Genomic DNA, 11,520 nt, shown 5'->3' with positions numbered 1-11,520 from the left:
AAAAAAAAGCTTGTCGTAATGTCAATGTTCGTGGCACTGGCGGTTGCAGGTTCGGCGTTTGTGTCGTTTCCGGCAGGAATAGCACGCGCCTATCCGATTCAGCACGCTATTAATGTCATAGCGGCTGTGCTTTTCGGGCCAATCCCTGCCGTAACGATAGCCTTTGTGACCGGTGTCGTACGGGTGCTGACAGGCACAGGATCGTTATTGGCGTTTCCGGGAGGCATGATCGGCGCATTGCTTGCCGGTGTACTATATAAAATGTCAGGGCGCATCGGACTTGCGGCAGTTGGTGAGATCGTCGGTACCGGCATCATCGCATCATTGATTGCGGTGCCGTATGCCAAATTGTTGATGGGCACTGAAACCGCAGCGCTATTCTTCATGCCGCCGTTTCTTGTATCGAGTATCAGCGGTGCGATATTAGGTGTAGTGCTGGTATACAGATTGGAAAAAACGAAAGCGAAGGAATTATTGTATTGAACAGATGTAATACTAACGAGCCGGCAGGTCCTTTCCAGGTCTCAGCCGGTTTTCTAATTGTAATAAAAAGGTGAATTTAAAACGGAGAAAATCGGGTAAACAGGAGGAAAATACGCAAATAAATCATGTGATAGCTTAACCATCACAGAAGAGGTGAAGAGCGATGGATCTGCAGAGAATTATACAGAACCAGAAAGCGCATAAGCATATTTCGCAGGATGAAACAGCTGCTGCGAAATACGGTATGGCGGCGAGTGCGATAAAAGAAGCGACGGAAATTGGGGAACAGGTACTCGAAGACGGCGGCAATGCAATTGATGCCATTATCGCCATCCAATTTGCGCTGTCTGTAGTCGAAGGGATGAATACCGGTATCGCAGCGGGTGGTTTCCTGATTCATTACGACAGTGAAAGCAAGAAAACAATCATCATCGATGGTCATAGCCAAGCACCTTCCGAAGTGACACCGGAACTTTTCGTCAATGAAGAGGGCGAAGCAGTTCCTTTTGATGAACGTTCCACCAGTGCCAAGGCTGTAGGAGTGCCGGGCATCATGAAGATGATGAACGAAGCGCATGAAAGATATGGATCGATGCCGTTGGAACGGCTGGTGGACCCTGCCATCGAGCTGGCTGAAAATGAATATGAGGTAAATTCGTTATGGGAAAGAACGATTGAGCAGTTTAAAGACAGAATGGGTGAAGAGACGAAGAAAGTCTTCATGCCAAACGGCAAGCCGTTGAAAGAGGGAGACAAAATCCGTCAGCCTGATTTGGCGAAAACCTTGAAAATTATAAAAGAGCATGGCTTTAACACCGTTTATGAAGGCGAAATTGCGGATGCCATGCTTGAAACAATTGAAAGCCATGGCGGCCTGATGACAAAAGAAGATATGCAGAATTACAAAGTGGCTATTCGAGAGCCGCTTTGGAGTACGTACAAAGAACTTGATCTTGCCTTTCCGCCGCCTCCGAATGTCGGTGGATTCACCATTGCACAAATGCTGAAAATACTGGAGCCATTTAAAATTGAAAAATATCATCCCCATTCCTGGGAAAAATATCATCTTTTAAGCGAAGTCATGCGGCTGACTTTAGCGGACAAAGAAGCGTATATGGGTGATCCGGAATTTATTGATATTCCCATGGAAGGGCTTTTCCATCCGAAATATATAGAAGAACGCAGAAACCGGATCAGTTTTGATGAACGTTTGAAAAAGGTGAAAGAAGGCGATCCGTGGGATTACGAGGAGAAGGATTCCACCAATAAACTGCATGGTGGGCATTACGAGGAAGGAATGGAAACAACGCATTTCACAGCGGTTGACCACTGGGGTAATATAGCGGCCTGCACATCGTCGATTGAGCGGATTTTCGGTTCAGGCATTATGGTGCCGGGCTACGGATTCCTATTGAATAACGATTTGACCGATTTTAATCCTGAACCTGGAACGAAAAATGAACCGAATGCGAAGAAGTATGCCATCAGCTCCAAAGCGCCCACCATTGTTTTCCATGAAGGCAAGCCATTCTTTACACTTGGCTCGCCAGGCGCGACAACGATTGTCGCATCCGTTCTTCAGGTGTTATTAAATGTTGTGGAATACAAAATGGATTTGAAAGAGGCAATCGAGGAACCGCGAATTTACATTACTCCGGATTTGAAAATCCAATGGGAAGACGGGATTAATGATGAAGCGATGGAGAAATTGACGGAACTTGGTTATGAGTTGGACAGAAGCTATAAGGAAGTGACGGCAGATACCCGAGTGGGGGATGTTCAGGCCATTTTGATCGATCCGGAAACAGGACATACGTATGGAGCTGCTGATTCCCCTCGGCCGGGTGAAGCGGCAGGGCCGGATGAGCCGCCTGAAGAGTGAAATATGGATTAATCGTGGGAAGGCTTGGGAGTTAAGGTATTGGCTCTCAAGCTTTTTTGTGTTTGGTTGAGACGTTATGGGCGATTAAATTAAAATGTGGGCGATTAGCGTTCAATACGGACGTTCCAGCAGAAATTGCGCCAAAAAAGAGCTTAAGCGGGATTTCGCTTAAGCTCTTCTAACGATAAAGCCCATATGTCGGCCGCTTTTTTTATCTTCGCGATAGGAAAACCCTTCAGGATTCATATACGTACATGTCTGATCGATTGAAATATTACCCGTGGGAATACCCGCCAGCTCACATTGTTTTTTGACGGTCAGCTGGTTATCGATATGGTATTTGCCGGTTTCCGCGTTATGGTACATGAATTCATCCGCATAACCGAGCGTTTTGAATTTCAAATAGACGTCTTCATCCACCTCGAATTTTTCCTGGCTCAATGCAGCACCAATCTGGACATGGAAATCTTCCGGATTACAATCTTCCACTTCCTTCAGATGTGCGAAAAGCTTCCCGGTGACTTCTTTGATGGTGCCTTGCCATCCGGAATGTACGGCTCCGATGAGTCCTTTGGTTTCATTGTACAAAAGGACCGGCACGCAATCGGCTGCGAATGTACACAAAAGAATATCGGTTTCGTAGCTGTAAAGCGCATCGGTATCCGCTATTGCATGGCCAGTGTCAGTTGAACCGCGACCTTTATCTTCCGCTTCGACACGGTAAAAATTCGCACTGTGGGTCTGATTGGCACAGACGAAATCGGTCAGCTTCAAACGGAGGAAATCTGCCATCTTCCGCCGGTTTTCCACAATCAGCGAAGGATCTTCGCTGGCATGGAGCGCCATATTATTCAGTTCAAATTCCTCTGTATCCTTCATCGTAAGACCGGCAGTCAGATTCGCCGAATTGACATATAATTTTGTTTTCATATCATCACCTGTTTCTACTATATAAGAGCTGATTTTCATTGTATAGAAAAATCCATAAGAAAAAGGAGGGCACTTTGCCCTCCGTTTCCCTGTTACACAATAAGCGCTTACGAATTGTTGCCGCCGCTGTGGCTATTTTTTCCGCCTTTACGGCCGGCTTCTTCGCGGCTCATCTTGTTGCCCCCGGAATTATTGCCTCCGGAGTTGTTGCCGCCACTGTTGCTGTTCTCTCCACCTTTGGAACCGATTTCTTCATAGAAATCGCTGCCTTGGTTTTGGGAAGTGGCTTCTCCACCTTTTTGGCCAATGTCTTCATAGAACCCTTTATCGTGGTTCTGGGAAGTGGCTTCTCCACCTTTTTCCCCAATTTCTTCGTAGAATTCCTGTCCATGGCTCTTGGATGTAGATTCTCCTCCAAGACGACCAGCTTCTTCGCGACTCATCTTGTTGTTTTTGTTCTTGTCTGCCATTTCTAACTCCTCCTTAAAGTATATTGGGTGTTACAGTAAGTGTTTTTCCCAGACTACAATCATTTAAACACTTCTCCTCCTTTTGTAAAGTACTTGTAATATTTCCCACCTTATATCAAGTAATTAAGCTTTACAGCAATAAAAAACTACCTGCAAAGCAGGCGGTAGGGGATTAATTTTGTATTTTCTTGACGGGTTCCAACATGAAGACAACATAGCCGATGTCATTGGAAAAATTCCAGTCCAGGAATATTTCGGTAATAGGGCAGCCTAATACTTTTTCCGGGTGTGCATCGTAAAGCAGCCTGCGCTCCAGTGGTCTTTTTGCCAACTTCAGAATTTCAGCATAGCCTTCAGCTATCAATTCCATCTCTATGCCGACCAGGATCTGGTTGCGTTTAACCAGCAACGTCCGGTCGTTCAGCCAATAGCTTTCCATCGATCCCGGTTTTTTCTCAGCTTTTTCACTGGCATTTGCCACTTTTGATTCGAATGCTTTTTTATCGATAGTGTCCGGCCATTCAAAATCCTCAAGTTGAACATCATCTGTCATGATTCCAATAAGCATGCCGGTTTCCGAATCAAGATTCCAGTCTGCATAAAATTCCTGGACATCCAGATTTGCGATGCTGCGCAGATTTTCCTTGATTTCACCTTTTAACTCATCAATTAATAGATCTCTGGTTTCCAGCACCCGTTTCGATTCCTTCTTTTTCAGCAGGACCTTTTCCATCGGTGCTAAGAAGCCTCGGAGATGGATGAGGATATACGGTTTTTTTATCGTGACATAAACGGACGTGGGACCTTTTCCGAAATGGCTCCTCAGCAATGCTGAGATATATCCGCTGACTTCAGACTGGATGGTCTTTTCTTTGGACATATAAGTTCCCCCTTTTACTCTGAGGTATCCCTGGCCGATATATGAGAACGAAATACCTTTGTCGATTTTTCTGGTTGTTTTAAGTATAGGGTGAATAACACAAAAATGCGAGGATGCCTCGGTATCGGGACGAATATGATAAATTTCTCTGTACCAGGGGGTGGATACATCTGAAATCCATTAAAAATAATCGCTTAATATTAGTATATTATTCCTGGTAATTCCTGATAAAATGAGAATAAAGGACATAAATCTTTAACGAAAGGGGGGAATTCGTGGAAAAGTCATATCCAATCGGGTTGGATTACGAATACTGGGCCAAAAAAATCCTGTATTTTTATGGGCTGCTTTCGATTGTTGCCATCGGGGGACAATTGGTCGGACTGATTGTCACATTTTATTATTATTACTATTATGTTGAGGAATACATATCATTACGGATGATGTGGCCGACAAGCCTGATATTAGCAATCATGCTCATTTCCTGGATTATGGTCAAAGGTATGAAGATTTACAATCCCTATATCCTTTTTTTTCGCGGGTTCCCTCCTGGCGGTGGTCATGATACTTGCAAATCCGGGTTTGCCGGGCTTGCAGATGACCTTGCTTTTGCCGATGGCGATTTCGCTGATCTATCTCAGTAAACTCAAGTTGACCATCAGTTTCCTGATTAATTTCACATGCCTTCTTGTTATTTATTTTATGAGTGAAGCCAGTCGGGCCGACATGACGCCGTATGAATATTTTGCCTACCTGTTTATTATTGTTGCCGGTTATATCGTCTATCTGGCGGTCATCGAAAGAGGTGCAGAAGTTCTTTCAACTCTACGGCAGGCAGCAGAAAAGGAAGAAGATCTGCTCATACAGAACCGGGTCATGGAACGGTTGTCAAAGACCGATGCACTGACAGGGCTCTACAACCATAAGACTTTCCAAAATACCCTGGATACGTTCGTCCAACGGGCGGACCAATCAGCGATGCAGCTTCAACTTGCAGTGCTGGATATCGACAATTTCAAAAGCATCAATGACAATTTCGGACATAGCGCTGGTGATTCCGTGCTGAAGCATGTAGTAAAAGTCATTTTGGAAAAATCCGCATCCAATGACGTGGTGGCGCGTTATGGCGGAGAGGAATTTGCAATCGTCTTTACGGAAAAAAACTTCGACCAGGCATTAGCATCTCTGGAAGAAATGCGCCGGGCAATTGCCGAATTGAGACATCCCGAAATCGGTGGTGGCACTGTCACCATCAGTGCCGGGTTGCAGAATTATTATGGCAGCCTGTCGAAAAGTGAGTTTTTCAAAAAGGCGGATACCTATTTATATGATGCGAAAAACAATGGTAAAAACCAGGTCCAGCACAGCCGCAGTTATAATTATTTTGTCTAGCAGCAAGCTCACCGTTTTGCCAATTGGCGAAACGGTGTTTTTATTGTCCAGCCGCCCGAGTCCCTTCAATCCTTTCGCATTTCTTAAATAGTTCGTCGGTTTGATTGTACCCTGCCACTTAATTAGCGATAATGGAGAATAAAAGCAGACGTATACGGGAAAGGGAATTTTCATGAAAATAGCAGTGAACGATTTCCGGATCAAAAAACTATGCGGCATGGCCGCTTATCGAAAAGGGAAGGCTTATTTTGACACGGGCAAAGTGGAATTGCTGCCGGTCAGTGAAAATGCGTCCGTTATCAGAGCAGAGGTTCGAACGAACGGAATCTTCGAAGTGTCGGTACGGGAAGAAACGGACGGCAGCATTCAGGCATCCTGCAGCTGTCCGCCTGTCGGATTTGTCAGCACTTATTGCCAGCACATTGCGGCCACTCTTTTGGCGATCAATGAACTCCAGCAGCAGGAGCTGCAAAAAGCGCAGCGGCTGATGAATTTATTTGGCGACCGAAACATTCGCCCCAGTGCCAAGCAGCTACACTTTGATGACCGTCCGGTGCTGGAAATCAGTTTCTTGCTGCATTCGACAGAAGCGGATGACGGAGAGCGCATTTTTTCGGCCAAATTGAGCGCAGGAATGGAAGGTGCGGTGCCGATTCGCGATACTGGTGCATTCCTGCAGGCGGTCGAACGGGGTGCCAGCTACCCGATTTCATTCGATTTGCAGTATTCACGGGAAAATTTCAGCTTTACGCCGGAGACTGATGGAGTGTTGCGCGAAATGATGAAGATCAACGGCAATGTTTCGGGCCGGGGCCGTATCCTCATTCCCGCTTCCGCGTGGGATCTGCTCGTGAAATTATTGTCGGAAATTCCGTCAGTCAATATCGGACATAGAGGAAGAATCTATAGAGGATTGCGTTTTGAAGAGGAATTGCCGTTAGTATTTCGTTTTAAAGCAGCTGGAAATGATGGTTACCTGCTGAAAGTGGAAGGATTGGACGGGATTACGGTAATGAAATCCTATGGACTCGCAGTGAGCGGCGGAGCGTTCGTGAAATTGCCACCGGACGATTGTCGCCGGCTGGAAGAATTAAAGAGTCTAATGGAAGGCGCGGCGGAGCTCGAGATATCGGCAGCGCAGGGTGGCCATTTCATGGATAGCGTGATTCCGGGACTGGAACGGCTCGGGGAAGTACATATGGCGGCCGCTGTCACCCGGCGCCAGGAAGAAACGCCGCTATCGGCGAAGCTGTTTCTCGACCGCATCCGCAACCGCTTGCTTGCCGGCGTGGAATTTCATTACGGCCAGCTGGTCATCAACCCTTGCGAGGAAGCCGATGATGAAATCCGTCATTTGCCCGGCATTCGCCGGCAGCGCGGCAAAGAAGAGCAGATTATGGAATTAATGAAAAACAGCCTGTTCACGCAAACAGATGGCGGGTTTTATATGCAGGACGAGGAAGCGGAATACGATTTTCTGTTCCACACCATCCCGCAGCTCGAAGAATTGATGCAGGTCTATGCCACAACAGCTGTGAAAATGCGTGTACAGAAAAATTATACCGGCCCGAAAGTGAAAGTGGAGTTGAAGGAACGGACGGACTGGCTGGCGTTCAAATTGGAACCGGGTGAAATTCCGGAAGCGGAAATCCGACTGGTACTCGCTGCACTGAAGGAAAAACGGAAGTATTACCGAATCCCTAACGGTACGTTAGTGTCGCTGGAAACAGAAGAATTTATTGCGCTGAATGATTTGTTGCTTGAACTTGGCAATGAAGAAGAATGGTTTGGCGATGAAATCCGGCTGCCGCTGATTCAGGGGCTGCAATTGGTGGCGAATCTGGAGGACGGCGAATTGCTCGATCCGGGTGCGGATTTTGCGAAGCTTTTGCAGAATCTAAGCAATCCGGAGGAAGTGGGTTTCGAAGTGCCGGAACCGCTCGCCGACGTGCTGCGTGACTACCAAAAAGCGGGATTCAACTGGCTGAAGGCGTTGGCAAAATATCGTTTCGGTGGAATTCTCGCGGATGATATGGGCCTCGGAAAGACTTTGCAGAGCCTCGCATTTATCCAGTCAGAGTTGTCGGAGATCCGACGGCGCAAGCAGCCGGTGCTGATTGTGGCGCCTTCTTCGCTGACCTATAATTGGCTCAGTGAGTTTGAAAAGTTCACGCCTGACATTAAAGCCATCATCGTTGATGGCAATAAAACCAGAAGGACGAAGCGGTTTGCCGAAGGGGCAGAGGCAGATGTCATCATCACGTCCTATCCGTCGCTGCGCATGGACGGCGCTTTATACAAAGGGAAAACTTTTCATACCTTGTTTCTGGATGAAGCACAGGCATTTAAAAATCCGGTGACCCAAACGGCTAAAGCTGTCAAAGCGATTGAAGCGGATTACCGTTTTGCTCTGACCGGCACGCCGATTGAGAATTCTCTGGATGAACTTTGGTCGATTTTCCACGTCGTATTTCCGGAACTGCTGCCGAATCGTATGCGTTTTGCCGAGATGCGTCGCGCAAGCATCGCCAAACGGGTGCGCCCGTTCATCCTGCGGCGCATCAAACAGGATGTGCTGAAGGAATTGCCGGACAAAGTGGAAACGCTGCAATTCTCCGAACTATATCCGGCGCAGAAAAAGTATTATGCCGCGTATCTCGCCGAACTCAAACAGGAAGCGCTGAAGCATCTCAATAAAGACAGCCTGCAAAAAAACCGCATCAAAATTTTGGCGGGCCTGACTCGGCTGCGGCAATTATGCTGCCACCCGTCGCTGTTCGTCGAAAATTACGAAGGCGGATCGGCGAAATTCGATCAATTGATGGAAATCGTCGAAAGCAGCCGTATGGCCGGACGCCGCGTGCTCGTGTTTTCCCAGTTTACACAAATGCTGCAATTGATCGGCAACCGGCTGACGCGTGAAAGGCGCCCGTATTTTTACCTCGACGGCCAGACCCCGCCACAGGACCGCGTCGAACTGTGCAACCGCTTTAACGAAGGTGAAGGGGACTTATTCCTGATTTCACTCAAAGCGGGCGGCACCGGGCTCAACCTGACCGGAGCAGATACCGTTATCCTTTACGATCTGTGGTGGAATCCGGCAGTCGAACAACAGGCAGCGAGCCGCGCGCATCGCATGGGCCAGCAGCATACCGTCCAGGTCATTCGGATGGTTGCCAAAGGAACGATTGAAGAAAAAATCACCGAACTGCAGGAGAAGAAAAGAAACCTCATCGACGAAGTCATCCAATCCGGCCAGGAGCCACTGGCTGCGATGACGGAGGATGATATACGGGAATTGTTGATGATTTGAGGTGCATATCAATCGATATTCCGCAAAACACCTCGCTTGCGGGCCCACAGGATGTGGGTCATGCAGTCGGCGCGACAGGACGTCGCGACGCCTACTGCCGGGGGCTAACTCAAAACCCTATGCTCCTGCATCGCTTCGCTGCTTCGTCGCAAAGAGTCGCCCTCGCAGGCTTCGGTCAACTCTTCGCTGTTTTGCGGAATATCGGTTGAAAATTGTTATTCAAGTCATATCCATTTCATTCCCAGAAAAGCTTTTAGAAGGATGGTTTGCTAGAATAGAAGGAAAGGAAACGGAGGTGACGATATGGATCCGAAAAGTTTGGTGGACAAAGTGAAAGACCGGATACCGGAAGTGATGGACAATAAGAGCTTTTCGAAATTTGCCATTCTTCTGCCGCTGATTGAAAAAGACGGTGAAATCCATATCCTCTTCGAAGTCCGTTCCCATCAAATGAGAAGCCAGCCTGGTGAAATCTGTTTTCCGGGCGGAAGAATCGACAAGCAGGACGAGTCGGAAGAAGATGCCGCCGTCCGGGAAACGATGGAAGAGCTGGGGATTCAGCGCAGGCAGATTTCCGATATTTTCCCACTCGACTATATCGTTTCCCCTTTCGGCATGATTGTTTACAGTTTTGCGGGAATCATCGATCCTGATGTCGAATTCCGGCCGAACCCGCCAGAAGTGGACAGCCTGTTTACAGTGCCTTTATCGTTTTTCCTCGAAAAAGATCCGAAAGTTTACCGGATCAATTTCGACATCCAGCCGGAAGAAAGTTTCCCTTATGACCTCATAGCAGGCGGCGAAAATTACAATTGGCGTACCCGGCAAGTCGATGAATTTTTCTATATTTACGAAGACAAAGTCATATGGGGCCTCACCGCTAAAATACTGATGCATTTCATGGAGATCATTCGCTGAATGGTCTTTTTTTTATATTTTTTTAAAAAAGATGGGACCCTTACATCCATAAGGCTTTGACAGCCAATGAAACCCTTTAAAAACTGGAGGGAATTTGGAAATAAAATTTATGTGTGTTAACATAACAACTTATTCTTTTGTTTGAATGTCCTTAATCATCAACATTTAAACAATACCGAACGGTGCAAAGCGCTGGTGGGAAAATGCTTAGATTTGTCGAGAAGACCTTTGTGACGGTTTTGGGATCTACGCAAGATTATACGCTCATCATTTTATTTTAATATTATAAAACTCTTTTTCACAGCGTTAATTCGGTCTATGAAGTTAAATAAAAACTCGTAACAGCGTATAGTCTGATCATTGGATTGAATACAATCTTGAATTGGAAAAAATGCCACGGAGACGACGTTTTTCCGTCTTAAGAGAAGGAAGAACTTTTTTATTTAAAATGGGAGTTGACTGTAAGTGACGAAGAAAAGAATTGTAGTGAAAATAGGCAGCAGTTCGTTGACCGATTCCAATGGGAAATTGTCAATCAGCAAACTGCGCGGCCATGTGGAAGCATTGGCGAGCTTGAAAAAACAGGGCCATGAAGTGATTCTGGTTTCATCAGGAGCAGTAGCGGCAGGGTTTAAGAGCATTGGCTACCTGTCCCGTCCAGATACAGTTGTCGATAAGCAATCGGCTGCAGCTGTAGGACAAGGGCTCCTGCTGCAGGCATATGCGGATGAATGCAAAAAACACGGCATCGTAGCAGCACAATTGCTGTTGACCAAAGATATGTACAAAAATGCAAACGACACGATATCCAACTTATTGGAGCGGGACGTATTGCCAATCATCAATGAGAATGACTCTATTTCTGTGGAAGCACTGACATTCGGAGACAATGATATGTTGTCCGCCTTAGTCAGCAGACTGGTGCACGCAGATTTCCTGATGATTATGACAGATATAAATGGAATCTATCGGGAAAATCCCAACAAGAATCCAAATGCAGAGAAATATACATTTCTTACTGAAATCCATTCTGAAATGGAAAATGCCGCAACCGCAGAAGGTTCTTCAGATGTTGGCACCGGCGGAATGAAATCAAAAGTGGAAGCTGCTAAAACAGCATTGGCTTCGGAAATCCAGGTATTTATCGGATCTGGAGACGGCAGTGAAAAATTGGTTGAGATTTTTGAAGGAAAAGGCGACGGAACTTATATCGGAACAATGGCAGAACCAAAAGTATTAGTGAACGCATAAT

General features: G+C 46.6%; 9 protein-coding genes and 1 pseudogene. 7 read left to right on the top strand and 3 right to left on the bottom strand.

The features are described from left to right. Positions 1 to 3 precede the first annotated feature (3 nt). Both thiW and ggt read left to right on the top strand, forming a co-directional pair. Positions 4 to 483: pseudogene (thiW, locus tag ACFQ1X_RS09550) on the top strand (energy coupling factor transporter S component ThiW); the annotation flags it as partial. A gap of 163 nt (positions 484 to 646) precedes the next feature. Then, positions 647 to 2,365 carry a gamma-glutamyltransferase gene (gene ggt / locus ACFQ1X_RS09545; RefSeq protein WP_144839879.1) on the top strand — a complete coding sequence of 573 codons (1,719 nt, stop codon included), beginning with the start codon at positions 647 to 649 and terminating at the stop codon, positions 2,363 to 2,365. Positions 2,366 to 2,533: 168 nt separating this feature from the next. On the opposite strand, the gene pgeF is transcribed toward ggt, so the two are convergent. The 3 genes from pgeF to ACFQ1X_RS09530 form a co-directional block, all read right to left on the bottom strand. Continuing rightward, the gene (gene pgeF / locus ACFQ1X_RS09540) at positions 2,534 to 3,295 is read right to left on the bottom strand and encodes a peptidoglycan editing factor PgeF (RefSeq protein WP_144839881.1); all 762 of its coding nucleotides are present in this window, start codon (positions 3,293 to 3,295) and stop codon (positions 2,534 to 2,536) included. A gap of 107 nt (positions 3,296 to 3,402) precedes the next feature. Then, on the bottom strand, positions 3,403 to 3,765 hold the full coding sequence (locus ACFQ1X_RS09535) for a KGG domain-containing protein (RefSeq protein ID WP_379082280.1): 363 nt from the start codon (positions 3,763 to 3,765) through the stop codon (positions 3,403 to 3,405). A 172-nt stretch (positions 3,766 to 3,937) separates the two neighbouring features. Next, a complete protein-coding gene (locus ACFQ1X_RS09530; protein ID WP_144839885.1) occupies positions 3,938 to 4,645 on the bottom strand; it encodes a DUF2294 domain-containing protein in 708 nt (235 codons plus the stop codon). Between the two features lie 275 nt (positions 4,646 to 4,920). On the opposite strand from ACFQ1X_RS09530, the gene ACFQ1X_RS09525 reads away from it, so the two are divergent. The 5 genes from ACFQ1X_RS09525 (at position 4,921) to proB (ending at position 11,519) form a co-directional block, all read left to right on the top strand. After that, complete coding sequence (locus ACFQ1X_RS09525; protein ID WP_144839887.1) at positions 4,921 to 5,289, top strand: hypothetical protein; 369 nt, start codon at positions 4,921 to 4,923, stop codon at positions 5,287 to 5,289. Next, positions 5,207 to 6,037: a GGDEF domain-containing protein gene (locus tag ACFQ1X_RS09520; protein ID WP_144839889.1), complete on the top strand. Its 831-nt coding sequence runs from the start codon at positions 5,207 to 5,209 to the stop codon at positions 6,035 to 6,037. Before ACFQ1X_RS09525 ends, ACFQ1X_RS09520 begins: the two co-directional genes overlap by 83 nt. A 172-nt stretch (positions 6,038 to 6,209) precedes the next feature. Then, positions 6,210 to 9,350 (top strand): DEAD/DEAH box helicase, encoded by a 3,141-nt coding sequence (locus ACFQ1X_RS09515; protein ID WP_144839891.1) that lies wholly within the window; start codon positions 6,210 to 6,212, stop codon positions 9,348 to 9,350. Positions 9,351 to 9,653: 303 nt separating this feature from the next. Further along, positions 9,654 to 10,268 (top strand): NUDIX hydrolase, encoded by a 615-nt coding sequence (locus ACFQ1X_RS09510; protein ID WP_144839893.1) that lies wholly within the window; start codon positions 9,654 to 9,656, stop codon positions 10,266 to 10,268. Positions 10,269 to 10,733: 465 nt separating this feature from the next. Further along, entirely contained in the window at positions 10,734 to 11,519 is a 786-nt protein-coding gene (proB, locus tag ACFQ1X_RS09505) for a glutamate 5-kinase (protein WP_144839895.1), read from the top strand. Position 11,520 lies beyond the last annotated feature (1 nt).

Origin of the sequence: Metaplanococcus flavidus (assembly GCF_042675885.1) — a bacterium.
GTDB classification, from domain to species: Bacteria; Bacillota; Bacilli; order Bacillales_A; family Planococcaceae; genus Planococcus; species Planococcus flavidus.
The sequence above is the reverse complement of the archived record's forward strand: the minus strand, read 5'-3'. Positions and strand labels throughout refer to the sequence as shown.